The following is a 25,172-nucleotide window of genomic DNA, read 5'->3' as shown; positions in this document are numbered from 1 at the left end:
ACGGCCGCTGCGGCCGATGCCGAAAGACCGCCCGCTGTCTCGCTTGCTGGCGGTTTTCGCCAACGGGGGGCAGAATGCCTTCCAGATCGATAGTTTTGGAGCTTGTGAGTGGAAATAGCGAAGACAGGAAGGAAGAAGCCCATCTCGCGGGGAGAGGCTTCCTCGACGGACGGCGTACAGGGATATCAGCAGCGCGTTAGCAGGGAAAAGCGTGCGCTGATCCTGGAAGTTGCAATCGCAACGTTCCTGGAAAGCGGATACGACGCGGCCACGATGGATTCCATTGGCGATCGCGCGACGGTGTCATACGCGACCCTGTACAAACATTTTCCCAGCAAGGAAACGCTGTTCGTCGAAGCGGTGGACCATTTGATCCATCAGCTATTCTCGAACTGGAAAGATCATGTCGTGCCCGACGACGTCGAACCGGGCCTGCGCGAAATTGGACGCGCATTCTGTGAGCTCGTTTCGGACGCGCGTTTGATTTCCGCGATGCGGCTGATCATTGGGCAAGTGCGAAACTTTCCCGCCGTGGGTGCCCGCTTTCAACTTGCAAAGCATTTATTCAGCGATATTACGGACGCCTGGTTGCAAAGGCGCGTTGACGAAGGCGAGCTGCGAGTTGCCGACGTGCAGCTTGCACGCGCGGAGTTCATTGGCATGCTGGGCGAGACCGTTTTTTATCCTCGCCTGATGCAAACAGATTACGCCCTGTCCGGCGCTCAGGTAGAACGCATCGTCGAGAGCGCCGTTTGCACTTTCCTGGCACGATATCGAGTGCAATGAATCGCATCGCAGCGATCCCGCTGCGTCCCTCGCGCTGCGGGGTCTACCAGACAACGATTGCAGCCGCGACTGCGACGAGACCGACATGAGCGATTCCAATGACATTCGCTTCCTGCTGACCATCCAGGAAGCGGGCAGCCTCGTTGCGGCAGCGAGAAAGCTTGGGCTTTCGCCGCCAGCGGTCACGCAGCGGTTGCAGCAGATCGAAAGAAAACTCGATATCCGCCTCGTCGACCGCAGCGCTCGCCGCCTACGGTTCACGGAAGAGGGAATGCTGCTGTGTCAACGCGGCGCGCACCTGGTGACACAGTTCGACACGCTGTTCGAGGATTTGCGCGCACGCCGCGGTGGGCTCGTCGGCACCGTGAGGGTTCGCGCGCCGTTAGGTTTCGGGCGGCGCTATCTCGCCTCCGTCGTGTCCCGTTTCCAGCAAGACAACCCCGACGTCGACATCGAGTTGACGCTCACCGATCAACCATTGACCGAGTCCGCCGACCGCTTTGACATCGTGGTTCACATCGGCGAGTTGCCTGCGTCCAACATGATCGGCTATGCGATTGCGCCGAATGCACGCTTCGTGTGTGCATCCCCCGCGTTTCTGAAGCGCTTTCCGAGCCCGGAAACCCCTGACGATCTGGCCCAACTGCCATGTATCGTGCTGCGAGAGAACAACGAAGATGCATCGCTCTGGCAGTTCCGCAAGGGCCGTACGGCGCGCAGCATCCGCGTGTCGTCGAAGTTGAGCTGCAATGATGGCGAGGTGATACGCCAATGGGCGTGCGAGGGCCGCGGTATCATTCTCCGCTCGGAATGGGACGTTGCCGGCGATATCGCGAAGGGAAACCTCGTGCGGCTGCTCCCTGCATGGAAGGCGCACGACGCCGATGTGATCGCACTCACCAACAATCGCGCCGGCTTGCCCGCGCGCACCCGGCAATTCATGCAATATCTGCAGGCGCAGTTTCGGCCATAGCCGCCGTGGCGAAGCTAGCCTTCACATCGAAAGACATTCAATCTTTCCGAATGATTGATTTCGTGGGACTGAATTCCCGGCGCCTGATCGAACTCTATACTTGATGCCATGAACGAACCACGCGGAGGCCTCGCTCATGAGCAATCCATCTTCAACGACCGGCTATCCGAAGGCGGTCCTCTTCGATCTCCTGACTGCACTGCTCGACTCGTGGACACTCTGGAACCGTTCCGCAGGCTCGGAACAGGCGGGGCGTGCGTGGCGCGCCGAGTATTTGCGTCTAACCTACGGATGCGGGCGCTATGTCGCTTACGAACAGCTGGTAAAGGAGGCCGCGGCGCATGTGGGCTTGCCCGAATCCGCCGCACTCGCACTTGAGGCGGACTGGCTTCAGCTGACCCCGTGGAGCGGTGCTATCGAGGCATTGCAACAGCTTCGATCGCATTGCAAGATCGCCGTCGTAACCAACTGCTCGATACGACTTGGCCGCCAGGCAGCAGCAATCATTCCCGTCAAATGGGATGCGGTGATCACCGCCGAAGAAGCCGGCACCTACAAACCCGACCCGACGCCCTATCGTCTGGCGCTCGACGCGCTCGGCGTGACGGCTTCGGAAGCCGTCTTCGTCGCCGGATCGAGCTACGACATGTTCGGCACCGCCGCGGTCGGCTTGCGGACCTATTGGCACAACCGGGTTGCCCTGCCCCTGGTAGAAGGTGCGCCGCCTCCTGAAATCGAGGCGCCGACACTGGAAGCCCTTGTGCCCTGGTGCAGCCGGTTTGACGTTTCGGCGCACAACAACCTGACCGCCTGAAATCATGAAACTCGATGAACTCGATACCCCCGCGGCCGTGATCGATATCCCGCGGATGGACAGGAATATTGCGCGCATGCAGTCGCGCATGAACGCGCTCGGCGTCAGGTTCCGCCCGCACGCGAAAACGACCAAATGTCTGGAAGTCGTGCGGGCGCAACTGGCGGCCGGCGCAAACGGCATCACGGTATCGACGTTGAAGGAAGCGGAAGCGTTCTTTGCGGCTGGCGTGACCGACATTCTCTACGCGGTCAGTATCGCGCCGTCGAAGCTGCCAAGAGCAATGGCGCTCAGACAACGGGGCTGCGATCTGAAGCTGGTGGTGGATAACACGCGCGCCGCGGTAGAGGTCGCGAAGTTTTGCGCCGCGCAGCAGGAAGCCTTCGAAGTCTGGATCGAAGTCGATACAGATGGGCATCGCTCGGGGATCGCACCGGAGCAGGATGCGTTGCTGGAGGTCGGGCGCATCCTGCACGACAGCGGCGTCAAGCTCGGCGGCGTGATGACGCACGCCGGATCCAGCTACGAGCTTCACACGCCCGACGCGCTGTCTGCGCTCGCCGAGCAGGAACGCTCGGGCTGTGTTCGCGCGGCGCAACGGTTGCGTGACGCGGGCCTCCCTTGTGACGCGGTGAGCGTCGGTTCGACACCTACCGCGTTGTCCGCCGGGAAACTCGATGGCGCAGCCGAAGTGCGCGCGGGGGTTTACGTCTTTTTTGATCTCGTGATGCGCAACATCGGCGTATGCTCGAGCGATGACATCGCTTTGAGCGTGCTCACGACGGTCATCGGCCATCAGCTGGAAAAAGACTGGGTGATTGTGGACGCAGGCTGGATGGCGATGAGCCGCGACCGCGGGACGTCGCGGCAGGCGGAAGATTTCGGCTATGGTCTGCCCTGCAGCCTCGATGGCACGCTCTTGACCGACTGGGTTTTGAGCGGCGCAAACCAGGAGCACGGCATTCTGTCGCCCGCTCATGAGACTCAGCAAACCACGAGCCTCGCGACGCGCTTTCCGATCGGAACGAAGCTGCGTATCCTGCCCAATCACGCCTGCGCGACGGGTACGCAGTTCCCGGAGTATCACGCGCTATCCGCAGATGGCGAAACAACCGTATGGAGCCGCTTTCATGGCTGGTAACGAATCGGGCACGCGATTGCCGCGCACGGAAAACCCGCTGAACCTGCGTCCCCCAGGGGGACACTATAGTCACGTGGCGATCGCAAACGGACTGGTATTCGTGTCGGGTCAGTTGCCGATCGACCCGCAGGGCCAAAAGCTGACCGACGCGTCGTTCGAGGTGCAGGCAGAGCAGGTGCTGGCGAATCTCAAGGTTGCGCTGGAAGGCGCAGGCAGCAGCATCGCACAGCTGGTCCAGGTTCGCGTCTATCTCGACGATATCGAACATTGGCCGCGTTTCAACCAGATCTACGCGGGCTGGGCGGGCGAGGCGCGGCCGGCACGCACAATCGTGCCGACGGGGCCGCTCCACTTCGGCTTCAAGATCGAGATCGAGGCGACGGCAGTGCTGTAGCTTGCTTGCGCTCGTGGCATGAATGGCGAGGACCGGCCGGGATGTGGCGAGCGGCAACACGACGGGGCTCGTGAACGATACCGTCTGACCGCGCGGAGAGTCACGACGTACCCGATGCAAGCTTGAATTCCGAAACGACATCGTCGAGCAGCGCGGCCTGTTCCTTGAGCGACTGGGCTGCGGCTGCAGCCTGCTCAACAAGCGCTGCATTTTGCTGAGTGGTTGTGTCCATTTGCGCGACCGCGCCATTCACCTGCTCGATGTCGTGGCTCTGTTCCTGCGTAGCCCGGTGCAACTCCGCCATCAAGCCGCTTACCGCCGTGACTGACGACACGACCTCGGTCATGATCGTGCCCGCCCTTTGCGCGAGCAGCGAACCTTCGTCGATCTTTCCGACCGTCGCGTCAATCAACTGCTTGATCTCCTTTGCCGCCTGGGCACTTCGCTGAGCGAGACTTCGAACCTCACTCGCGACGACCGCAAAACCGCGCCCGAGTTCTCCAGCGCGTGCCGCCTCGACGGCGGCATTCAGCGCCAGAATGTTGGTCTGGAAGGCGATGCTTTCAATCAGGCCCACGATTTCGGCAACCTTGCTGGAATGCACCGATATGCCTTGCATCGTCCGGACGACTTCGTGAACCACCTCGCCGCCGGCTGATGCGGTTTGTGACGCTACCAATGCCTGTCGACTCACGCTATTGGCGGTCTCCGCGTTTTTCTTGACGGCCCGCGTCAACTGCGCCATGTTCGCGGCCGCAAGTTCAAGCGAAGCGGCCTGTTGCTCGGTTCGCCGGGAAAGATCTGCGCTGCCGGAGGCAATCTCCTGTGCGCCGACGTTGATGGTTTCCGTTCCGCCGCGAACGCTCCGGACAGTTCGCACCAGGGCGTCCTGCATTGTCCTGACGTCCGCCATGAGCATTCCCATCTCGTTCCGGGATTCTGCGAGCACATCACCCTGAAGGTTGCCTGAGGCAATGCGCGCGAGATGCGCCTGGATTTCAGCGACAGGGCGCACAACGATTCCGACGAGGATCCGCCTCGCGCCTATCCCCACCGCAAGTGCGACGATCGACGTTGCGGCAAGCATGGCGACCATCGAATGAAAGCGCGACTGCGCCTGCGCAAAACGTTCCCGTTGCAAGTCGACGACCGCGTTCTCGCGCGCCTTCATCGCGCTCTGATAAGACGCCACCGCATCCTGTGTCGCCTTCCCCTGGAGCTCCTTGAAGCGGCCGAAATCCATTTGGCTGAGCGCTTCGGCCGCCGGCAGGATTGCCTTGTCGAGGACCGACCGGCGGCGCCCTGCCAGTTGCCTCGCCGCCTCGGAGTCCGCGCCTGACTGCAGTGAAAGATACTTTGAGAATTCCAGTTCGGAATCCTTTAGATCCTGTCGCGCGCCCAAAAGCAGGTCCGGTTCCGGGTCGCCCAGACCATACAACGAAAGGTAGCTGTCGAGCGAAACGCGTGCACGCTGAAGCAAGGCGTCACTGGTCTTCAGCGCGACCAGCGAACTGGTATCGACTTCATACATGGCTCGCAGCGCGTCGTTGTTCAGCTTCAGTGCCAGAATCCCCGCAGAACTCGTCAAGGCGAGGATGACGACAAACACCGAAATTACGCAGGTCAGCCCGCGTTTGATACTGAGCCCCTTGAGCATGTTCCCCCCGATTCATGATGTGTCAAATAGACCTCTCAAGCGGGCCGTGATGACTTTCTATTAATAGGAAAAGATTCCAGCTGGAATAAGCCGCTACTCCGTCGAGTAACGCGCGGTCCTCGTCAGGGACGCCAGACGTTCGACTGTGAAGCTCACCCGACGGCTGAGCGTTTGTCCCGCAGCAAGAACCGAAAGCCCGCGCACGCCATCGCCTTCGCGGATATAGCGGTGTTCCGATTGATCATTCATCACCTGGAACGAAAACGAATCGTCTTCCGGATAGGCACGACGGCGATAGCAGTCCGTGTTTCCCACAATCGCGAGAGAAAACTGTCGCGCCGGCCATTCGACCAGTGCCCTCCCTCCCCAGCCAGTGAATGCGTGGTCAACCGCCTTCGCCGGCAAAGGGTAAGTCACCCCGAATTGCCACGCGAACGGAGCCGGGACGAGCCTGGGAGTCTTTCCGTTCTCTAGTGCAATCCAGATCCCGCCCGCCGGTGCGCTGATGCGGGTATCCGAATCCCGCACCAGGACCGGACTGACCTCGATTTCGCACGGTAGCGGCGTGTGTCCCGTATTCTCGAGTTCAATGGCTATTCCCAGTGTCGGCCCGTCAAGCTCGTATGTCTGGACTGCCTTATAGCGTTCTGCGACTTCGGCTATCAGGCGGAGACATTTTTCCCCGGTGGAGTCGAGTTTCCAGTCACCCATGAGTGCAACATCAGGAGCAACATCGGCCACTGGAGCCCGCCGACTTGCGCCGACTGGCTGTGACCCTGACGACGCCGCCGCTGCCTCGATGTCCTGCGCCGCGTTCTGAACCCAGATCGACGGCTGACACGATAGTCGGCGGGGAGCCGCTCCATGCCCTCGCCGCTCCGCCTGTCGAAAGACGGGCGTCCACACTCCGCGGTCGTTCCACTCCAGTTGCGCAATCCCGCCGTGGCGCCCCGCCTCTACGTCGAGCCTCAGATAGGCGTTCGAAAGCATCGTCTGCCGATACGCCTTCCCGGCTGCGCCCTGCTCTGGCTCGCCAGGTCGCACCGCATCCCCAAAGGCCGGCTTTCGTAAATCCGTTTCCCGCAGCTCGAGCATGTTTTCCCCTCTCGTTCAGACAGACTGAATATCAACCTGAACCGATCAGGTCGTCGTGACGAGATCACGGCTGCCACGCTTGTCCCGCCCCCGCTGCCCACCGTCCGATGGCCCGGCCGAGGTCGGTGCGAGATCCGCGCCGCCCTTGCGGCGTCGGCCCGCGTGCCGCTCGATGATCCGCTGCAACAGACAGAACACGCAGAGCAATGCGCCGATGACGATGCGCGTCCACCACGAACTCAACGTGCCGTCGAAAGTGATCAGCGTCTGGATGGTGCCGAGGATGCCGACGCCGAACAGCGAGCCAATTACATAGCCGACCCCGCCGGTCAACAACGTTCCGCCAATCACCGTTGCAGCGATCGCATCGAGTTCCATCCCCTGTGCCTGCAGTCCGTACCCGGAAAGCACATACAGCGTAAAGATCACCCCGCCCAGCGCCGAGCAGAAGCCGCTCAACGCATACACGGCGATCTTCGTTCTTGCGACTGGCAAGCCCATGAGGAGCGCAGAGCGCTCATTGCCGCCAATCGCATAGACGTTGCGCCCGAAGCGCGTAAAGTGCGCGATGAAAATGGCGACCACGAGCGTCGCAATGCCAACCAGCGCTCCGGCATTGAGGGAGCCGCCGCTGACCGGAATATTCAGAGACGCGACAGCATGGAACGTCGGCTCGTCGATCGTGATGGATTCCGTCGTGATCAGGAAGCATGCGCCGCGGGCCAGGAACATGCCCGCGAGCGTGATGATGAATGGTTGCAGGCGGAAGAAGTGAATCAGCGCTCCCATCGCCGCACCGTAAAGCGCGCCGAAAACCAGCACGATCGGCACGACGACCCAGATGGGCCAATGCAGCCACTGCGCACCCACAGCGCACAGTATCGTGGTCAGGGCAACCACAGCGCCGACCGACAGGTCGATGCCCCCCGACAGGATCACGAACGTCATGCCAATCGCCACGACAAGCAGAAACGCGTTGTCAACGAACAGGCCCGTCAATACCTGCATCGAAAAGAAGCCGGTGTACATGACGGAACCAAAACCGAACAGCGCAGCGAACAGCACGATCGTTGCGACGATGGGCAAGGTTCTCGGATCAGCCAGGCGGCCAGTCAGCTTTCTCATGATGGACTCGTTCCGGTGGATGCGCGTTCGCGCGCCGGGGAAAAAAGATGTTTCACCTGCTTGACGACCAGCGCACGCGCAACTTCCGACTGGATGACACTCACCACGACCACGACCACCGCCTTGACGACGAGCGTTGCTTCCGGTGGCACTCCGATCGAATAAGTCGTGTAGGTCAACGTCTGGATGATCAATGCGCCGAGCACCGTGCCGCCAAGACTGAAGCGGCCGCCGAGCAACGACGTGCCGCCGAGCGTCACGGCCAGAATCGCGTCGAGTTCCAGCAACAGTCCCGCATTGTTTCCATCAGCACTCCGTACGTTCGAACTGGCGATGATCCCGGCGAGCGCAGCCATCAAGCCGCAGATGACGTAGACGCTGAAGACGATCGCACCGGAACGCAGCCCGACCAGCCGCGTTGCGACAGGGTTGACGCCAATGGAGCGAACGAAGAGTCCCAGCGCGGTGCGGTTCACCAGAAGCGCGAGCGCCAGCGTCACGACGACCGCGATCCAGACCGAGCAGGGAACCATCGCCAGATATCCATCACCCAGCCTGAGGTAGCCCGGTGCACCGATGGGAATAATCTGGCCACCCGTCAGCAGCTGTGCAACGCCCCGCCCTGCGACCATCAAAATGAGTGTGGCGATGATCGGTTGCATCCCGACGAGCGCGACAAGCAGACCGTTCCACATCCCGGCCAGCAGTCCGACGGCAAGCGCCGCCACAAGCGCCATGCCTACGTGCGACGGATCCGCCTCGAGGATGATCGCGGCGGCCGCGCCGGCAATGGCCACCGTTGCTCCGACCGAGATGTCGATGCCGCGCGTCGCGATAACGAGCGTCATTCCGAGGGAGACCAGCACAAGCGGCGCAGCACGATTCAGAATATCAATCGGCGCGCCGAAGAGGTGACCGTCCAGGACTGTCACCGAGAGGAAGCTTGCGCGATGCGCAACGTCCAGCAGGATCAGCAAGATGAGTGTGATGGCGGGCCACACCAGTTGATGCCGCATCAGCGCGTGAACCGGCTTCATGACTCGCCTCCTGCGATGAGTTGATACACCTGATCCTCCGAGAGGCGATCGCTCGCAATTTCGGCGACCTTGCGACGGTCGCGCAGGACCGCAATCCTGTGACTGACGCGAACCACCTCGCTCATTTCAGAAGAGATAAAGAGAATTGCGAGGCCCTTCGCGCAAAGAGAACGCACACGGTCCATGATCTCGAACTTTGCGGCAACGTCGATGCCGCGGGTTGGCTCGTCCATAATCAGCAGTTTTGGCTCGGTCGCGAGCCAGCGGGCGAGCAGCACCTTTTGCTGGTTTCCCCCCGAAAGCAAACCGATGGGCTGCTCTGCGTCGCGTGCCTTGATGCCGAGTTGCGCGATGTATTGATCGGCCATTTTTCTTTGGCGGGTGTAACTCAGCATGCGCCACCATCCACGTCGTGCCTGCAACGCCAGAACGATGTTTTCCCGGATCGACAACGCCGCGACGATGCCTTCTTTTTTTCGATCCTCCGGGCAATAGGCAATGCCATGTCGCACCGCGTCGCGCGGCGAAGTGAGCTTTGCACGATGTCCGTCGATCAGCATCGTCCCGGTGTCCGGACGCTCGGCGCCGAACACCAGCCGCGCTGTTTCGGTGCGGCCAGAACCGAGCAGTCCGGCCAAGCCGACGATCTGACCAGGGCACACGTCGAGATCGACGGGACTCATCAACCCGCGCCGACCCACACCCTGCATGGAAAGAAAAGGCGTGGACGCTGCATCCGGGTGCGGACCGTCCGATGTGCCTGCCTTCATCGCCTCGTTCATGCCTTCCCGGCCAGTCATCTTTGCGACCAGCACGTCGACGGGCAAGTCCTTTGCCAGGTACTCGCCTTCTCGTGCGCCATTACGCATGACGGTGATGCGATCCGATACGGCATAGGTCTGCTCGAGAAAGTGCGTCACGAACAGAATCGCCATTCCCGATTCCTTCAAGCGGCGCAGCACGGCGAAAAGCCGCGCGACTTCGCCGTCATCGAGACTTGAAGTCGGTTCGTCGAGAATGAGCACGCTCGCGTCGACGGAGACGGCGCGCGCGATGGCCACCATTTGCTGGACCGCAATCGGGTAGGAGTCCAGCGAGTGCGTGACATCGATGAAGAGATCCAGCGCGGCCAGCGCGTCCCGCGCCTGCAGGTTGATCGCCTTCCAGTCGATCGCTCCACGCTTCTTCGGGTGCCGGCCGGCGAAGATGTTCTCCGCCACGGAAAGATTCGGGCAGAGGTTCACTTCCTGATACAGCGTCTGGATCCCGGCGGCTTCGGCGTCGAGCGGCGCGGTGAAGCGCACCGGCTTCCCGGCGAGGCAGATTTCGCCGTTATCGTGTGCGAATACACCGGTGAGCACGTTGATGAGCGTCGATTTGCCCGCGCCGTTCTGGCCCATCAACGTGTGAATCTCACCGGGAAACAGCCGAAAATCGACCTGCTGCAACGCCTTGACGCCCGGGAACGTCTTGTCGATGCCGGTCATTTCGAGGACGGGTAAAGAGTTCATGGTGTTCGCGAGATCCGCGGACGGCCTCGCCAATGGTGTCGGGGCCGAGTCGGCGCGCTCAGGAGTGACGCTCCCGAGCGCGCCCGTCAGCGGCGGGATATGACGCGCAGATCAGTACTTGCGGCTCGGCATGACTTGCGCTGCGACATTCATCGGGAAGATGCCTTCGTCGGTCACGATGCGCCGCGCAACCGGCTTGCCGGCCACGATGTCCTTCACCGCGGCCATCAGCTGAGGACCGAGCAGCGGGCTGCATTCGACGTCCACGTTGATCTTCCCGTCGACCATGGCCTGGAAGCCGCCCTTCGTCGCGTCGAAGGAAACCACCGTGACATCCTTGCCCGGTTTGATGCCGGCCTCTTCCATGGCCTGGATTGCGCCGAGCGCCATATCGTCATTGTGGGCATAGACCACGTTGATCTTTTTGCCATACGTCTTCGCAAAGGCTTCCATCACCTGCTTGCCGCCCGCGAGCGTGAAGTCACCGCTTTGCGACGCGATGACCTTGAACTTCGGATCGCTCTTGATCACTTCCATCAGGCCCGCATGACGGTCGTTGGCTGGCGCGGAACCGACCGTCCCCTGCAGTTCTGCGATGTTGATGGGACCCGGCTCGTTCTTGTAACGCTCCTCGAGCCAGTGACCCGCGCGCCGCCCTTCTTCCATGAAGTCGGAGCCGATCATCGTCACGTACAGCGAGGGATCCTTTACGTCGATCGCGCGATCGGTGAGGACGACCGGGATCTTTGCCCGCTTCGCCTCTTCGAGCACCGGCTCCCAGCCCGACTCGACGACAGGCGAAAACGCGATAACGTCGACCTTCTGCGCGATGAACGAGCGGATCGCCCTGATCTGGTTTTCCTGCTTCTGCTGGGCGTCCGAGAACTTCAGGTTGATGCCGGCATCCTTGGCTGCCGCTTTCACCGACACGGTGTTCGCCGTGCGCCATGCACTCTCGGCGCCCACCTGGGAGAACCCAAGCGTAACCGGCTTGCCCTGCGCGAATGCGCTTGTCCCGGCAGCAAGCGCGAACGCCGCTCCCACCATCGTACGTAGTGCGATCTTTCTGACCAGCTTCATTATTCTGTCTCCGATGTACGAGTTTCTAATTGCTATTTTTCGCCACAGCCTGACGCTGTTCGAATCACCGATCGAATGGATGCATTAGGCAAAACGCAAGTATTCCGCTCCCCCTTTGTGTCGTTAGATTTGAATTTCCTGGCAATGGGGTAAGGCAAGAACGCCGTCGACCCGACCCCTGACCTCGGGACAGCGCTCGATCAGTGGGTTCGGCACAGTCTATGGAGAAGCCCGATAACCTTCTAATGAAAAATTCGCCTTCCCCGATACACGTTTTGGCATTGGTGTAAATACCTATCTGCGCTCCCGGTACCCGCGAAAGGCTTGCCCGGCCCAGACGCCTGCCAGGCCGACGGCTCCAGTCAAGCGAGGCGCACTCAGCCCTTCTTTGCCTGCGCCAGCCACTGGTCGAGACTGATGCGGCCGATCCGTGCGTCGCCAAGCGGGACAAGCCGGCCGCGTCGAGGAACAATCGCCGCGTTGGCGGATTTCATCGAGCGGAGGCATTTTGCGCGGCATCTGAAGCGCATGCGTGCGTTGTACGCGCAGCGGCGCGTGCTGATCGTGCACGCACTGGAGCAGGCCTTCGGCGATCGGCTGACTGTCGAATTGCCGCCGGGGGGAATCCAGTTCGCGGTGCGGTTTGCCGAAGGCCCTGAGGGTCCGGTCGACGACGTCGCCGTTGCCGCGCGCGCCCGCGAAGCGGGGCTCGCCGTGCTGCCGCTTTCGATCTGGTACGTGAACGGCCGTACGCAGCATACGCCGCGCGGTCTTGTGATGGGGTTCGCGAACGTCGCCGATGCGGGCGAGGCCGCCCGGCTTGCGCGAACGTTGCGCGGGTGTCTCGAGGGGTGAGGCAGACGCCGGTCTCGCCGCATCGGAGCATCGGCCGCGTTTTTGCGCTTCCCCTCGAGAACCAGGACATCGACAGATTCGATCCCCGCGAACATGAAGATAACATAGGGCTACTTATCATTGAAGCTTGAATGATCTGCCACGTGACAAAGCGGAAAGTTGTGCGCACGACCATTCCTGAACTACCCATCGAACTGATGTCGCGATCTCGCAGAACGCGTACAGCCATGGTTTCCAAACCTGGTTCGACACAAAATTTTGCGCTGCACACAAAGACTGAGCAAAAAGTACAGAACCGCTGCCCCGTTTTGGCGTGGCTGGCTCGCCAGGCCGGTGCTAACTTACGCTCGCTATCTACCGGCACGCAAACTCCCCCGGCCGATAACAACCACTCGAACTAAAACCTTTCAGGAGACGGCAGTGAAAAGGTTCCACTATTCCGCACTGTGTGCGTTGCTGGGCGCGACCCTGCCTGTCGTGTCGGTCGCGCAGTCGTGCAATGTTCCTGTCATCAAGGTGCTCGCGCAGAAAAGTCTCGGCCTCACCGTGATGGAAAAGTCCTTGCCGGACTACGAGAAAAAGACCGGAACGAAGATCGAGATCAGCTACTTCGGAGAGAACGACCGCCGCGCAAAGTCGCGGCTCGACGCGTCGACCGGCGCCGGTTCATACCAGGTCTACTACGTGGATGAGGCGAATGTCTCCGAGTTCGCGACGGCGGGCTGGATCGTGCCCCTTCTGAAGTACTACCCCAGGGAAGCCGACTACAACGACTTCCTGCCCGGACGCCGCGCCGTCGCGAGCTATCAGGGCGTCGCGTATTTCGCGCCGCTGATCGGTGGTTCCGACTTCCTGTTTTATCGCCGGGATATTCTCGAAAAAGCGCATATGCCGGTGCCGCGCACGCTCGACGAGCTGGTTGCCGACATCAAGAAGCTCAACGCGCCGCCGAACCTGTACGGCTGGGTTGCCCGAGGCCAGCGCGGCTCCGGCATGAACGTCTGGCGCTGGGCGCCGTTCATGCTCGCCGAAGGCGGCGCATGGACCGACAAGCAGCAGCAGCCCGCATTCAATTCGCCGTCTGCCGTCAAGGCCACGCAGCTCTACACGGACCTCTTCAAGTATGCGCCGCCGGGCTCCACTACCTATGACTGGAGCAACGCGCTCGAGGCATTCCGCTCCGGCAAGGTGGCGTTCATGATCGAGTCGACGCCGTTCGCCGACTGGATGGAAGACCCCACCAAGTCGAGTGTCGCCGACAAGGTCGGCTACGTGAGGCCGCCCGCACCGCTGCCCTCCGCTGCATACGGGCATGGTCTGGCCATTTCCGCCGTGGGCGCGAAGGACGAATGCACCCGCCAGGCAGCCGGCAAGTTCATTGCGTGGGCAACGAGCAAGGAACAGGAGCAGGCACGCCTGCGCGACAACGTGTTCAGCGACTACAACCGCACGAGCACGATCGAAAGCGACTATTTCCAGAAGCACGTCAAACCGCAGATTCTCGCGGGGTTGAAGGATACGACGCCGGTGTCGAAGGTCACGTTCTGGCCGAGCCCCCAATGGCCGGATATCGGTGACAACCTTGGCGTGGCGCTCGAGGAAATCTTCACGGGCACCCAGAAGGACATTCAGGGCGCGCTCAACGATTCGACCCAGTACGCGCAAGATGCCATGGAGCATGCGCGCAAGTGAGCGGCAGCGCGGGGACGCGCGCGAGGCGCGCGAGTCCCCCCTGTGCACGGGAGCGGCGGGATGCGCTCCCGAGTGTTCGAAGCTGGAGAGCTGAATGTTCAATCGCGGAAAGACTAGCCTTCCGTTCGTGTTTCTGGTGCCGCCTCTCGTTGCGATGGTGGTGCTGGGATTCGTGCCGACCATCGCGGCCATCAACCTCGCACTCCGCAATCGCGTGCTGCGCTACCCGGACAGCGAGTTCGTATGGATGCGCAATTTCGTGCGCCTTGCTGCCGACCGGCGTTTCATCAACTCCATCGAGGTCTCGGCCATCTGGGAGGTCGTGACGGTGCTCGGCGCGGTCGCGCTCGGAATCGTCGTCGCCATTTATCTGTTCGAGCATGTGCACGGCCGGCTGCGCGACGTCATCAGTGTGCTGTTGATCATCCCCGTGCTGTTGCCACGAGTTTCCGCGGCGTTTATCTGGAAGTTCATGTACTCGCCCCTCAACGGCATTCTCAGCTGGCTGATCGGCCTCGTTGGCATCACGAACACGGCCTTTCTCTCGGACCCGGCGCTTGCGCTCTATGCGATCGCGCTGGTCGATATCTGGCAATGGGGCCTGTTCTTCTCGGTGGTGGTGCTAAAGCTGCTCGAGACGCTGCCGCCCGAGCCGCTCGAAGCCGCGCGGCTCGACTATGCCAGTACCTGGCAGGTTTATGCATACATCGCGCTGCCAATGCTCAAGGCGCCGATCATGAGTCTTGTGTTCATCAAGATGGTGGAATCGCTGCGCTCGTTCGACCTGATTTACGTAATGACCAAAGGCGGCCCGGGCGTCTCCACGGAAACGCTGGACATGTACGCGTACTCCCAGGGAATCGGCCTCGCAGGAAAGGTGTCGTACGCGTCGAGCATGGCGGTCCTGATGATGGTCGCCACGACCTTGATCTTCACGCTTATCTGGAAGCGGGTGAACAAATGGGAAGACTGATCTCCCGCAGTACGATCCTGCTGCTCGGCGTTGCGCTCGCCGTGGTGGCGGTGTTCCCGATCCTTTGGGCGGTGCTCAATTCACTGAAGAACCTGCTCGATATCGTCACACCCACACCGCGTTTCATGTTCACGCCGACGCTGGACAATTACCGGCAGGTGATCTCGAGCCCGGAGGTGCTGATCGCGCTGGAGAACAGTTCGGTCATCGTGGGCACCGCAGTCATCCTGGGCACGGTGCTTGGCGTGCCGGCAGCCTATGTGATCGCACGTTTTCACGTTCCGGCAAAACGCGACATCCAGTTTTTTCTGCTGTCGCTGCGTTTCCTGCCGCCGGTCGCAGTAGCGATTCCGCTCATCGCGATCTGGGTGGACCTGGGTCTGTACGACACGCGCTTTTCGATGATCGTCACCTATCTGCTGACGACCTTGTCCACCATCACATGGCTGTCGATACCCGTGTTCCAGCGCATGCCGCGCGAAATCGAGGAGGCCGCCACGCTCGACGGCTATGGACCCTACGCGGTGTTCTGGCGCATTGCGTTGCCGACCTGTGGCAACACGCTGTTGGGCGGCATCATTTTCAGCTTCGTGCTGGTCTGGAACGAACTGATGATGGGACTTGCGCTGACGTCCTCGCGCAGCGCCACCCTGCCGGTCGTCGCATCCGCGTTTACGTCGCTCGGTCAGGAAGTGCCGTGGGGCGTGATCAACGCGTCGACGGTTCTGCTCGCCCTGCCGCCAATCATCTTCGTGGGCGTGCTGATTCGCCTCCTGAACTCAATGGTCAAAGGAAAATAAGGAGAATGTTGTGAAGGCACTCGTACTGGAAGAAGCTCGACGCCTGAGCCTGCGGGACATCGATTTGCCGCTGGCGATCGGGCCGCGCGATGTCAAGGTTCGCATTCATACGGTTGGCGTGTGCGGAAGTGACGTCCACTACTTCACCCACGGCCGCATTGGGCCGTTCAAGGTCGAGCAGCCGATGGTGCTCGGTCATGAGGCGTCGGGCACGATCGTCGAGGTGGGAGCCGAAGTCGGCCACCTGAAAGTCGGCGATCGGGTTTGCATGGAACCCGGCGTGCCGCAGTTCGATTCACGCGCCACCATGCGCGGACTCTACAACCTGGACCCCGCCGTGCGGTTCTGGGCCACTCCCCCCGTGCATGGCTGCCTGACCCCCTACGTGGTGCACCCGGCCGCGTTCACCTACCGGCTTCCGGACAACGTCTCGTTCGCGCAAGGCGCCATCGTCGAGCCCTTGTCGATCGGCCTGCAAGCGGCCACCAAGGCCGCCATGAAGCCCGGCGACGTGGCCGTCGTGATTGGCGCTGGCACCATCGGCGCGATGACGGCGCTCGCGGCGCTCGCGGGCGGCGCGTCGCGCGTGATCCTCGCCGACGTCGTGAAAGAGAAATTGCGCCATTTCGCAGGCAATCCGGCAGTGACTACCGTGAATGCCGCAGAGGAATCGCTCGAAGACGTGGTGCGCCAGGTGACCGAAGACTGGGGCGCCGATGTCGTGTTCGAAGCGTCGGGCAACGCGAAGGTCTTCGAGACGCTGCTGGACCTCGTGTGTCCGGGCGGCTGCGCGGTGCTGGTGGGCATGCCGCCGGGCCCCGTCGCGCTCGACGTGGTAGCGATGCAGGCAAAGGAAATCCGGCTCGAATCCGTGTTCCGCTACGCGAACATTTTTCCGCGGGCACTGGCCCTCATCAGTTCGGGAATGATCGACGTGAATCCGTTCATCTCCCGCAAATTCGCGTTTTCAGACGGCATAAGGGCGTTCGAGGAAGCCGCTGCCGGCCGGCCCGAGGACGTGAAGATCCAGATCGAGATGGATTGAATCATGGCGACTATTGTCTGCGAAGGGCTCATGAAGCAGTACGACGGCGGGCAACCGGTACTGCATCCACTCGACCTGCACATCGACGAAGGCGAGTTCGTCGTGCTGCTGGGGCCGTCGGGATGCGGCAAGTCGACGATGCTGCGCATGATCGCCGGGCTGGAGGCAATATCGGGAGGCAATCTCTCGATCGGCGGCACCGTCGTGAACGACGTACCCGCACGCGAGCGCAATGTCGCGATGGTGTTCCAGAACTACGCGCTTTATCCGCACATGAGCGTGTACGAGAATATCGCGTTCGGCCTGCGGCGCCTCAAAACGCCGAAGGCCGAGATCGACCGCCGCGTGCGCGAGGTGGCCGCCATGCTCAATCTCGATGCGCTGCTCGAGCGCAAGCCGCGCGCCATGTCGGGCGGCCAGCAGCAGCGCGCCGCCATCGCCCGGGCAATGATCAAGACGCCCGCGGTCTTCCTGTTCGACGAGCCGTTGTCGAACCTCGACGCCAAGTTGCGCGCCCAGCTGCGCACCGACATCAAACGCTTGCATCAGCGTCTGAAAACGACCACGGTCTACGTGACGCACGACCAGCTCGAGGCGATGACGCTAGCCGATCGCGTCATTTTGATGCGCGGCGGACGCATCGAGCAGGAAGGCACGCCCACCGAGCTATACCGGTATCCGCGCACGATTTTTGGTGCGGGCTTTATCGGCACGCCTGCGATGAACTTTCTCGATGCCTCCGTGCAACGCACTGGCGAACGACTTATCGTGTCGTCAACCGCCGGTCAATGGCAATTACGCGGGAACCGCTTTCAGCACTTGCAGGACGGACAGGCAATCAAGCTGGCGGTCCGTCCAAATTTCGTATGGATTCCCGATGATGTGAAAGCGCACGATGCTCTCGTGCTCAGCGGCATTGTGGAGCTGGTCGAAGTGTTGGGCGCAGAAGCGCTCATTACCGTTGACTGCTCAGGCGAGCGTATCACCGCGCTTGTTCCGGCGAGCACCGTGCCTCACACGGGAGATCACGTCAGGCTCGCCTTGCGCGAACGCGATCTGCATGTTTTCGACGTCGCGACGGGGGATAATGTGTCGCTTGGGCTGGCAGACGAGGCGGCGGCGGCTCCCGTACCCGCCACGCGCCTGCACGCGGCGCGCGGCGTGGGAGTACATTAGCGTGCAAGCACGCGCGCTGGCAGCGAAGCCAGGATTCCCGTGGAGACGAGAGCAATGAATCCGGATCTCGAATTGGTCCATACCCGTCAGGACGAGTCCTTTCGGGCCTGGGTGCACGACTATCCGCATACGGTTGCGAAATGGCACTTCCACCCGGAGTACGAAGTGCACGTCATCCGTGCCTCATCGGGTAAGTTCTTCGTGGGCGATTACATCGGGGACTTCCATCCTGGCAACATCGTGCTGACGGGCCCGAATCTGCCTCACAACTGGGTGACGGACAGCGACGGCGGCGCGAGCGTGCCGTCTCGCGATCTCGTGCTGCAGTTCTCGCGTGATGCCGTCGAAAAGATGGTCGCGGCGTTCGCCGAACTCAGCCCTGCGATGGCGCTGATCGATCAGGCGTCGCGAGGCATCCAGTTTCCGGACGCACTCGGCCTCGCCATTGCGCCTGTGATGCAGGAGGTTTCAGGTGCGCACGGTGCGCGCCGCGTCATGCTGCTGATGTCGATCCTCGACCAGTTGATCGCCTGCACCAGCAGGAAGCTGCTCGCCGGGCCGGCATACAACGTCAGTGCGCAGCGCTACATGTCGTCGACCATCAACCAGGTGCTGTCCTATATCCAGCAGAATCTCGCCGGCAATCTGCGTGAAATCGACGTTGCGGAAATGTCGAGCATGAGCGTCAGCACCTTTACGCGCTTCTTCAAGCGGCATACCGGTTGCACGTTTGTGCAGTATCAGAACCGGCTGCGCCTTAACGAAGCCTGCGAACTGCTCATGTGCTCGGATCTGGGCGTGACCGATATCTGTTACCGCGTCGGGTTCAATAACGTATCGAACTTCAACCGGCAGTTTCTCGCGCAAAAAGGGATTCCGCCTTCGAAGTTTCGCGCGTTGCACCGGCTCAACGACGCCCCCTCACACGCTCACAAGGCAGCGGCCTGAGACCATGCCAGGCGGCGCGGCCGCCTGCTCACCGTCGGGAATACACTTTGAGTTATCTGGGAATCGACCTCGGCACGTCCGAGGTAAAGGTTGTGCTTACCGATGCCGAATCGAACGTCATCGCCAGCAGCCGGGCCCGACTGCGCGTCGAGAATCCTCACCCCCTGTGGTCGGAGCAAAGTCCCCAGGACTGGTGGAACGCTACGCTCGACGCCGTAGCGGCCCTACGCAGTGAGCAGCCTCGCGCGTTCAGTGCGCTGCGCGGAATTGGCCTCTCCGGCCAGATGCACGGCGCGACGCTACTCGATCGCAGTGGCAACGTCCTGCGTCCGGCGATTCTGTGGAATGACACGCGCGCCTACGCGGAGTGCGTCGAACTCGAGGCGCTCGTGCCCGATTCGCGCGATATCACCGGGAATCAGGCCATGCCGGGCTTCACGGCGCCCAAGCTGCTCTGGCTTTCGAAGTACGAGCCAGCCGTTTTTCGTGCAGTGCAAAAAGTGCTGCTTCCGAAGGATTACATCGCATGGCGTCTGACTGGCGAGTTTACATCCGACATGTCCGACGCCTCGGGGACGCTATGGCTCGATGTCGCAAAACGCGACTGGTCCGACCGCATGCTCGACGCGACCGGCTTGTCGAGGGAGCACATGCCCCGGCTGGTTGAGGGCAGCGAGCCTGCGGCCCAGTTGCGGGGAGACCTTCAGCGCGAGTGGGGTCTCGATGGCAGCGTGACGGTTTGCGGCGGCGCCGGTGACAACGCCGCGAGCGCAGTTGGCATCGGCGTTGCCCGGCCGGGCGATGCGTTCCTGTCGCTGAGAACGTCGGGCGTGCTCTTCGCCGCGACCGCGAGCTATGCACCGAACCCCGCCCAGGCGGTCCATGCGTTCTGTCATTGCGTGCCGCGACAGTGGCATCAGATGAGTGTCATCCTCAGCGCAGCGGCGAGCCTGCACTGGCTGTCCGGCCTGCTGAAGAGCAGCGTCGCCGAACTGATCGAGCTGGCCCCCTCGGGACAAAGCGCCGCCGCGCCGATTTTCCTTCCCTATTTGAACGGAGAGCGGACGCCGCACAACGATGCCGCGGCAAAAGGGGGCTTCTACGGGATGACTTCGGCGCATGGCGCCCCGCATCTCGCATACAGCGTGATGGAAGGCGTCGCGTTCGCGATGGCAGATGGATATGCGGCGCTGCGGGGAGCGGGAACGACGCTCACCGCAGCCGCATTCGTTGGCGGCGGGTCGCGCAGCGCGTTCTGGGGCAAACTCTGCGCTTGCGCGCTCGGCTTCGAACTCAATCGAAACGAAGGGAGCGAACTCGGAGCGGCGCTTGGAGCAAGTCACCTCGCTCGTCTCTCGTGCACACGGGAAGAACTCGCTGCAGTGGTCAAAGCGCCCGCTGTCCTTGAACGATACGAGCCTGAGGCAGCACTTCGGAGCGTGCTGGGAGACCGCTTCGAACGGTACAGGCGGCTCTATCAGGCGTTGAAATCCGGGTTTCGCGTCTGAACGGCTCCAGTGCCAACGCGCAGATACCCTGTCGCATCAACACCGGCAATCGTGTTTCCAGCTCGCCCCGAGCATGCGCCCGCGATGGATCGAAGTGCCCGGCTTCGTCGCCGACGGCACCGTGATCGACATCGCGCTGAATACGATCAAGGTGCGGAACTTCGACAATTCGATCATCATGCTGCCAAGCTACGTATTGCTAACCAATAGCATGAGGAACTGGCGTGGCATGACTGAATCGGGCGGTAGGCGCGTCAGGCATGCAATCCATTTCGATGCCGATACGGTTCGCCTTCCCGACGAGCCCCTGCTCGCCCGGTTGAGCAACGATATCGACCGGCCACTTGCGTCGTATGTCCAGGGGGAATCACAACGCCGCACGAATCTCGGCCTGTATCGTCTCTACTCGACCATGCTTACGCACTCGTGCCGCTATTCGGCCTGCGTTGCTGGCAGGACCGAAGAGCGTTGTAGTGCCGGGGAGGCCTGATATCGCGCTGGCCGTCGCTATTCTCCAGCAAGGTATCGTGTCACCTCAACCAGACGGGCTGCGACCAACCGGACTTCGAGATTCCGGGCGTCGAACGAATACCACCCGTCGGCCCCGGCGACACGGATACCAGGGCGGCGACCTTCATCGCGAACGACCCTAATTGCGAATCGTCTGTAGAAACCATTCACGCGACAGCGCGACGCCTGCCCCCGCCTGACTGCCTCGCGGTAAACGTGACCGCCAACGGCGGCGAATTGCACGCCCCAGTTGCCCACCGTGTAGTAGAACGTGATCTGCTCCGCGCTCGTGCGTCCCGGCGCGCGGCCCGTGATCACGTCGGTATAGATTGGCCAGCGACTCGTATCCACGCGCTCGCCGCGCGAGACGGGCAAGCGGCGGCGCTCGGCCTCGCTGCCCGCCACGAACGCGTTCGGGCTTCCGGAAATGCGCTGACTGAAGCGTTCGCCCTCTTCGAGCGGCAGACGCTCCTGCCCTTGCGCCACGGTCACGTCGAAGCGGCGCGCAACTTCGGCGTCGAATTCACGCGGGGTCAACGCGACCAGGTGCATGCCGGGCGCAAGCCACTCGGCGCGCAACACCGGCGTCAGGCTGTTCGTGCAGGTCGCGACGATATCTGCGCCCCGCACCGCGTGCTCCGGGCTATCCATCTCTTGATTTCGCGCGCCGCGATGCTCGACGCGGTGGAAAATCACTGCATCGGCGTGGCACCATCATCGACGCAGGCGCCGCAAGCCGATGCAATCCATCGGAAGGCGGGCTCGACCGCCGTTGAGCGCGCGGGCAACTTCGATTTCATGAGCCACAGAGGCGGCATTGCGAGCGCCGGCACCTGTGGCAATCGGCAAACGCGCTGCTGCGCCAGCGCTTCGCTCGCGAACAGCTGCGAGACCATGGCAATCCCGGCCTCCCGTTCCGCAGCCGCCACGAGCAGATGCGGATCGGCACTCGTCATTACGCGCCGGGTTTGCAGACCGCCGCGCCGCAGTTCGGGCAACCAGGGTGCCCATTCCTGTGACTGTTCGTGCACGAGCAGCGGTGCACGCGCCAGCACCTCGGGAAACGGCGCGTGATACAGCCGGTTCGCAGTCCCGGGTCCGCAGATTGCCACCTTTTCTTGTTCCATCAGCAACAGGCATTCGACATCTGGCGACTTGATCGGCTTGGCCGACACCACGAGATCGATGTCGACCCGGTCGATCTCGGTTACCTCCATATCGGTCACCAGCCAGATCTCGACGTTCGGCATCGCGGCCGTCAGTTTTCCCATGCGCGGAATCAGCCAGCCCGAGGCAAATTCCGGCGGGCAATAGAGCAGCACCGAATCGGGGTTGCCATAAGGCTCGATCCTCTCGCGGCCGTCGCTCAGCAGCGCGAGCGCGTCGGCCACTGTCTGCGCAAACAGCTTGCCGGCCGCGGTCAACACGACGCCCCGTCCCACACGCAAAAAGAGTGATTGCCCAGTCCATTCCTCGAGTTGAAGGATTTGATGGCTAATCGCCGACTGGGTCAGCGACAACTCCTGAGCCGCACGTGTGAACGAACCCAGTCGGGCAGCCGAATCGAAGGCCAGCAATGCCTGGAGAGGTGGGAGTCTGCGCATTGAGGTATGAACGAAATCGATAGTTCCAGAAAAATCCTTCGCTTTTATATCAATTGTGTCCGGCGAATCATAGCGCTTATGGCATTCGGCCTGAAACAGACGACAAGTCGTATGAATCGATTTACTGGTACCTTACATACCGAGATCATGACCTCCGCCTTTCAAAAAGACCCATTCGCCATCGACTCCGCGCAAGCAGCCAATAGTTCAGCGCAGCAGCAAGACCCCGCTTCGCCGACCTACGCCGGACCGCTGTCATTCTTGCGTCGCCCCTATAGCCGTGATCTCACCGGCGTCGACGTTGCCATTTCCGGTGTGCCGTTCGACCTCGCAACCACCTACCGTCCCGGCGCGCGCCTCGGCCCCGCTGCCGTGCGTGCGGCCTCGGTCCAACTGGCGGAGTTGGGTATTTATCCTTGGGGCCTTGCGCCGCTCGACGCACTGAACGTGATCGACTACGGCGACTGCTGGTTCGATGCGCACCGGACGTGGACGATCCGCGAAGCCATTGCGGCCCACGCCCGCACTATCCTCGCCTCAGGGGCCAAGATGCTGACGCTGGGCGGCGACCACTACATCACGTACCCCCTGCTGATCGCACATGTCGAACGTTACGGCCGCCCCCTCGGACTGATTCATTTCGACGCGCATTGCGACACATGGCCCGATGAACACGCGGATTCGCTCAATCACGGCACGATGTTCTACAAGGCGATCCGCGAAGGCCTGATCGATCCGGCGCGGTCGGTTCAAGTCGGCATCCGGACCTGGAACAGCGACTTCATGGGTGTGCGCGTACTCGATGCCCCCTGGGTGCATCGTTACGGCACTGCAGCTGTGGTCGACCAGATTTTCGAAGCAGCAGGCGATGCCCCGGTGTATCTGACCTTCGATATCGACTGTCTCGATCCTGCCTTCGCCCCGGGCACCGGCACGCCCGTCGCGGGCGGACTCTCCTCGGCGCAGGCACTGGAGATCGTGCGCGAGCTGGACGGGATCCACCTTGTCGGCGCCGACGTCGTGGAAGTGGCGCCGTCCTACGATCAGAGCGATATCACCGCGCTCGCGGCCGCGCATCTCGCTGCCGACATTCTGTTTCTCATGCGCAAGCAACACCGCCCCTGAACGCGCCAATGCACTATAACAACGATCGACCCTATCGGAGACATCAATGACAGCAACGAAATTACGGATAGCGCTCGCTTTGCTCACCTACTGTGCATTCGCGACGGCAGCGCTCGCAGATGAGAACACACTCAACGTTTATAACTGGGACGATTTTATCGCTAAGGATACCGTACCAAACTTCGAAAAAGAGACCGGCATCCACGTCCGCTACGACGTGTTCGATAGCGACGATACGTTGCAGGCGAAGCTGCTTACCGGTTCGTCTGGCTACGACATCGTCGTGCCCTCTTCGAGCTACCTCGGCGCGCAAGCGGCCGCGGGGATCTACTTGAAGCTGGACAAATCCAGGCTGCCGAACCTTGCCAACCTGGATCCACAACTGCTGAAACTGACCGACGCGGCTGACCCGGGGCATCAATATGGCGTGCCGTGGGCATGGGGCACGACCGGTCTCGCGTACAACGTCAACCAGGTTCGCAAGGTACTCGGGCCCACCGTAGCGCTCGACAACTGGGACATCCTGTTCAAGCCGGAATACCTGAGCAAGATAAAGAGCTGCGGCGTCTCGCTGCTCGACTCGCCGACCGACATGTTTTCCATCGCCCTGCACTATCTCGGCAAGGATCCGAACAGTCACAATCCGGCTGACTATCAGGCGGCCTATGAATTGCTGAAGAGCATCCGCCCCTATGTGACGCAATTCGCCCTCTATTCATGGATCAACGACCTCGCCGGCGGGGACATCTGTTTCGGGGTGAGTTGGTCGGGCGACGTCAAGATGGCTGCGAGCCGCGTGCGCGAGGCACACAAAGACATCCAGCTGGCGTACTTCATACCGAAGAGCGGTGCGCCGGTCTCGTTCCAGATGATGGCGATCCCGAAAGACGCGCCTCATCCGGAGGCCGCGCTCAAGTGGATCAACTACATCGAGCGGCCTGAAGTTCACGCAGCGATTACCAACACGATTTTCTACCCCAACGCCGACAGCGCTGCTTCGAAGTTCGTCAAATCCGAGTTGCTCGACGACCCGATGGTTTACCCGAAGCCCGAGGTCCTTGCAACGCTGTTCATGCAACAGCCGCTGCCCGCTGCAATCAAGCGTCTGGAAACGCGTCTTTGGTCGCAGTTGAAGGACGGCCGCTAAGGTCGCGTCTGCCACACGGCGGCAGCACGCCGCCATAACAGCGCATCAGCCCCGTTACTATCTTCCCGCCTCGATAATCGAGGCTTTGGCCAGCCAGGCCCGGCATGATTCTCGCCCCCAGTCGCAGTCATGATCCGGGGGGTGTTGTCACCGGGTCTGGTGGGTGGCTGGTGATC

Annotated in this window: 23 protein-coding genes and 1 pseudogene; 16 read left to right on the top strand and 8 right to left on the bottom strand. The window is 61.7% G+C overall.

The genetic code is table 11. The features are described from left to right. The first annotated feature begins 108 nt into the window (after positions 1-108). The 5 genes from AB4Y44_RS13760 to AB4Y44_RS13740 all read left to right on the top strand — a co-directional run bounded on the left by AB4Y44_RS13760 (position 109) and on the right by AB4Y44_RS13740 (position 4,108). Positions 109-786: a TetR/AcrR family transcriptional regulator gene (locus AB4Y44_RS13760; protein ID WP_368699892.1), complete on the top strand. Its 678-nt coding sequence runs from the start codon at positions 109-111 to the stop codon at positions 784-786. An 85-nt stretch (positions 787-871) separates the two neighbouring features. Beyond that, positions 872-1,759, top strand: coding sequence for a LysR family transcriptional regulator (locus AB4Y44_RS13755; protein WP_368699891.1), 888 nt, complete (start codon positions 872-874; stop codon positions 1,757-1,759). Positions 1,760-1,895: 136 nt separating this feature from the next. Continuing rightward, positions 1,896-2,573, top strand: coding sequence for an HAD-IA family hydrolase (locus tag AB4Y44_RS13750; RefSeq protein ID WP_368699890.1), 678 nt, complete (start codon positions 1,896-1,898; stop codon positions 2,571-2,573). A gap of 4 nt (positions 2,574-2,577) precedes the next feature. Then, complete coding sequence (locus AB4Y44_RS13745; protein ID WP_368699889.1) at positions 2,578-3,714, top strand: DSD1 family PLP-dependent enzyme; 1,137 nt, start codon at positions 2,578-2,580, stop codon at positions 3,712-3,714. Continuing rightward, a complete protein-coding gene (locus AB4Y44_RS13740; RefSeq protein WP_368699888.1) occupies positions 3,704-4,108 on the top strand; it encodes a RidA family protein in 405 nt (134 codons plus the stop codon). The genes AB4Y44_RS13745 and AB4Y44_RS13740 overlap by 11 nt, the downstream gene beginning before the upstream one ends. 100 nt (positions 4,109-4,208) lie before the next feature. On the opposite strand, the gene AB4Y44_RS13735 is transcribed toward AB4Y44_RS13740, so the two are convergent. From AB4Y44_RS13735 to AB4Y44_RS13710, 6 genes are all read right to left on the bottom strand, one after another. Beyond that, the gene (locus AB4Y44_RS13735; protein ID WP_368699887.1) at positions 4,209-5,765 is read right to left on the bottom strand and encodes a methyl-accepting chemotaxis protein; all 1,557 of its coding nucleotides are present in this window, start codon (positions 5,763-5,765) and stop codon (positions 4,209-4,211) included. Positions 5,766-5,858: 93 nt separating this feature from the next. Next, a complete protein-coding gene (locus tag AB4Y44_RS13730; RefSeq protein WP_368699886.1) occupies positions 5,859-6,860 on the bottom strand; it encodes a hypothetical protein in 1,002 nt (333 codons plus the stop codon). Between the two features lie 45 nt (positions 6,861-6,905). Further along, positions 6,906-7,985, bottom strand: coding sequence for a galactofuranose ABC transporter, permease protein YjfF (yjfF, locus tag AB4Y44_RS13725; protein ID WP_342923748.1), 1,080 nt, complete (start codon positions 7,983-7,985; stop codon positions 6,906-6,908). Continuing rightward, positions 7,982-9,022, bottom strand: a complete 1,041-nt coding sequence (locus tag AB4Y44_RS13720) for an ABC transporter permease (RefSeq protein WP_368699885.1) — start codon at positions 9,020-9,022, stop codon at positions 7,982-7,984. Before AB4Y44_RS13720 ends, yjfF begins: the two co-directional genes overlap by 4 nt. Then, the gene (locus AB4Y44_RS13715) at positions 9,019-10,533 is read right to left on the bottom strand and encodes a sugar ABC transporter ATP-binding protein (RefSeq protein WP_368699884.1); all 1,515 of its coding nucleotides are present in this window, start codon (positions 10,531-10,533) and stop codon (positions 9,019-9,021) included. Before AB4Y44_RS13715 ends, AB4Y44_RS13720 begins: the two co-directional genes overlap by 4 nt. Before the next feature lie 111 nt (positions 10,534-10,644). Further along, a complete protein-coding gene (locus tag AB4Y44_RS13710) occupies positions 10,645-11,613 on the bottom strand; it encodes an ABC transporter substrate-binding protein (RefSeq protein ID WP_342923745.1) in 969 nt (322 codons plus the stop codon). A 474-nt stretch (positions 11,614-12,087) separates the two neighbouring features. Between AB4Y44_RS13710 and AB4Y44_RS13705 the strand changes: the two are divergent. The 9 genes and pseudogenes from AB4Y44_RS13705 to AB4Y44_RS13665 form a co-directional block, all read left to right on the top strand. Further along, positions 12,088-12,468 (top strand): annotated as a pseudogene (locus tag AB4Y44_RS13705) (PLP-dependent aminotransferase family protein); the annotation flags it as partial. Between the two features lie 420 nt (positions 12,469-12,888). Then, entirely contained in the window at positions 12,889-14,160 is a 1,272-nt protein-coding gene (locus AB4Y44_RS13700; RefSeq protein ID WP_342923744.1) for a sugar ABC transporter substrate-binding protein, read from the top strand. 94 nt (positions 14,161-14,254) lie between these two features. Next, the gene (locus AB4Y44_RS13695; protein ID WP_368699883.1) at positions 14,255-15,133 is read left to right on the top strand and encodes a carbohydrate ABC transporter permease; all 879 of its coding nucleotides are present in this window, start codon (positions 14,255-14,257) and stop codon (positions 15,131-15,133) included. Beyond that, positions 15,121-15,933, top strand: coding sequence for a carbohydrate ABC transporter permease (locus tag AB4Y44_RS13690; RefSeq protein WP_342923742.1), 813 nt, complete (start codon positions 15,121-15,123; stop codon positions 15,931-15,933). Before AB4Y44_RS13695 ends, AB4Y44_RS13690 begins: the two co-directional genes overlap by 13 nt. Positions 15,934-15,943: 10 nt before the next feature. Continuing rightward, positions 15,944-16,978, top strand: a complete 1,035-nt coding sequence (locus AB4Y44_RS13685; protein ID WP_342923741.1) for an NAD(P)-dependent alcohol dehydrogenase — start codon at positions 15,944-15,946, stop codon at positions 16,976-16,978. A gap of 3 nt (positions 16,979-16,981) precedes the next feature. Continuing rightward, the gene (locus AB4Y44_RS13680) at positions 16,982-18,154 is read left to right on the top strand and encodes an ABC transporter ATP-binding protein (RefSeq protein WP_368699882.1); all 1,173 of its coding nucleotides are present in this window, start codon (positions 16,982-16,984) and stop codon (positions 18,152-18,154) included. A gap of 54 nt (positions 18,155-18,208) precedes the next feature. Continuing rightward, the gene (locus AB4Y44_RS13675) at positions 18,209-19,102 is read left to right on the top strand and encodes an AraC family transcriptional regulator (RefSeq protein ID WP_342923739.1); all 894 of its coding nucleotides are present in this window, start codon (positions 18,209-18,211) and stop codon (positions 19,100-19,102) included. A 47-nt stretch (positions 19,103-19,149) separates the two neighbouring features. Further along, positions 19,150-20,610, top strand: a complete 1,461-nt coding sequence (gene xylB, locus AB4Y44_RS13670; RefSeq protein WP_368699881.1) for a xylulokinase — start codon at positions 19,150-19,152, stop codon at positions 20,608-20,610. 94 nt (positions 20,611-20,704) lie between these two features. Then, a complete protein-coding gene (locus AB4Y44_RS13665) occupies positions 20,705-21,100 on the top strand; it encodes a mechanosensitive ion channel domain-containing protein (protein WP_342923737.1) in 396 nt (131 codons plus the stop codon). Between the two features lie 17 nt (positions 21,101-21,117). Here AB4Y44_RS13665 and AB4Y44_RS13660 read toward each other — a convergent pair whose 3' ends face one another. Then, on the bottom strand, positions 21,118-21,771 hold the full coding sequence (locus AB4Y44_RS13660; RefSeq protein ID WP_368699880.1) for a hypothetical protein: 654 nt from the start codon (positions 21,769-21,771) through the stop codon (positions 21,118-21,120). 41 nt (positions 21,772-21,812) lie between these two features. Beyond that, entirely contained in the window at positions 21,813-22,724 is a 912-nt protein-coding gene (locus AB4Y44_RS13655) for a LysR substrate-binding domain-containing protein (protein WP_368699879.1), read from the bottom strand. A 6-nt stretch (positions 22,725-22,730) separates the two neighbouring features. Here AB4Y44_RS13655 and speB point away from each other — a divergent pair, with 6 nt between their 5' ends. Beyond that, positions 22,731-23,849 carry an agmatinase gene (speB, locus tag AB4Y44_RS13650; protein WP_368699878.1) on the top strand — a complete coding sequence of 373 codons (1,119 nt, stop codon included), beginning with the start codon at positions 22,731-22,733 and terminating at the stop codon, positions 23,847-23,849. A 46-nt stretch (positions 23,850-23,895) separates the two neighbouring features. Beyond that, the gene (locus tag AB4Y44_RS13645) at positions 23,896-24,996 is read left to right on the top strand and encodes a polyamine ABC transporter substrate-binding protein (protein ID WP_368699877.1); all 1,101 of its coding nucleotides are present in this window, start codon (positions 23,896-23,898) and stop codon (positions 24,994-24,996) included. Positions 24,997-25,172 lie beyond the last annotated feature (176 nt).

The sequence above is a fragment of the Paraburkholderia sp. BR10937 genome, from assembly GCF_040965695.1.
Classification (GTDB): Bacteria; Pseudomonadota; Gammaproteobacteria; order Burkholderiales; family Burkholderiaceae; genus Paraburkholderia.
This window is presented reverse-complemented; position numbering and strand designations above follow the sequence as displayed.

Excerpts from the sequence above, each read along its gene's own strand:
- AB4Y44_RS13675 (WP_342923739.1), top strand. The coding sequence starts at position 18,209 with ATGAATCCGGATCTCGAATTGGTCCATACCCGTCAGGACGAGTCCTTT.
- yjfF (WP_342923748.1), bottom strand. The coding sequence starts at position 7,985 with ATGAGAAAGCTGACTGGCCGCCTGGCTGATCCGAGAACCTTGCCCATC.
- AB4Y44_RS13740 (WP_368699888.1), top strand. The coding sequence starts at position 3,704 with ATGGCTGGTAACGAATCGGGCACGCGATTGCCGCGCACGGAAAACCCG.
- AB4Y44_RS13690 (WP_342923742.1), top strand. The coding sequence starts at position 15,121 with ATGGGAAGACTGATCTCCCGCAGTACGATCCTGCTGCTCGGCGTTGCG.
- AB4Y44_RS13645 (WP_368699877.1), top strand. The coding sequence starts at position 23,896 with ATGACAGCAACGAAATTACGGATAGCGCTCGCTTTGCTCACCTACTGT.
- AB4Y44_RS13730 (WP_368699886.1), bottom strand. The coding sequence starts at position 6,860 with ATGCTCGAGCTGCGGGAAACGGATTTACGAAAGCCGGCCTTTGGGGAT.
- AB4Y44_RS13695 (WP_368699883.1), top strand. The coding sequence starts at position 14,255 with ATGTTCAATCGCGGAAAGACTAGCCTTCCGTTCGTGTTTCTGGTGCCG.
- AB4Y44_RS13710 (WP_342923745.1), bottom strand. The coding sequence starts at position 11,613 with ATGAAGCTGGTCAGAAAGATCGCACTACGTACGATGGTGGGAGCGGCG.
- AB4Y44_RS13660 (WP_368699880.1), bottom strand. The coding sequence starts at position 21,771 with ATGGATAGCCCGGAGCACGCGGTGCGGGGCGCAGATATCGTCGCGACC.
- AB4Y44_RS13715 (WP_368699884.1), bottom strand. The coding sequence starts at position 10,533 with ATGAACTCTTTACCCGTCCTCGAAATGACCGGCATCGACAAGACGTTC.
- AB4Y44_RS13655 (WP_368699879.1), bottom strand. The coding sequence starts at position 22,724 with ATGCGCAGACTCCCACCTCTCCAGGCATTGCTGGCCTTCGATTCGGCT.
- AB4Y44_RS13755 (WP_368699891.1), top strand. The coding sequence starts at position 872 with ATGAGCGATTCCAATGACATTCGCTTCCTGCTGACCATCCAGGAAGCG.
- AB4Y44_RS13735 (WP_368699887.1), bottom strand. The coding sequence starts at position 5,765 with ATGCTCAAGGGGCTCAGTATCAAACGCGGGCTGACCTGCGTAATTTCG.
- AB4Y44_RS13720 (WP_368699885.1), bottom strand. The coding sequence starts at position 9,022 with ATGAAGCCGGTTCACGCGCTGATGCGGCATCAACTGGTGTGGCCCGCC.
- AB4Y44_RS13680 (WP_368699882.1), top strand. The coding sequence starts at position 16,982 with ATGGCGACTATTGTCTGCGAAGGGCTCATGAAGCAGTACGACGGCGGG.
- speB (WP_368699878.1), top strand. The coding sequence starts at position 22,731 with ATGAACGAAATCGATAGTTCCAGAAAAATCCTTCGCTTTTATATCAAT.
- AB4Y44_RS13750 (WP_368699890.1), top strand. The coding sequence starts at position 1,896 with ATGAGCAATCCATCTTCAACGACCGGCTATCCGAAGGCGGTCCTCTTC.
- AB4Y44_RS13745 (WP_368699889.1), top strand. The coding sequence starts at position 2,578 with ATGAAACTCGATGAACTCGATACCCCCGCGGCCGTGATCGATATCCCG.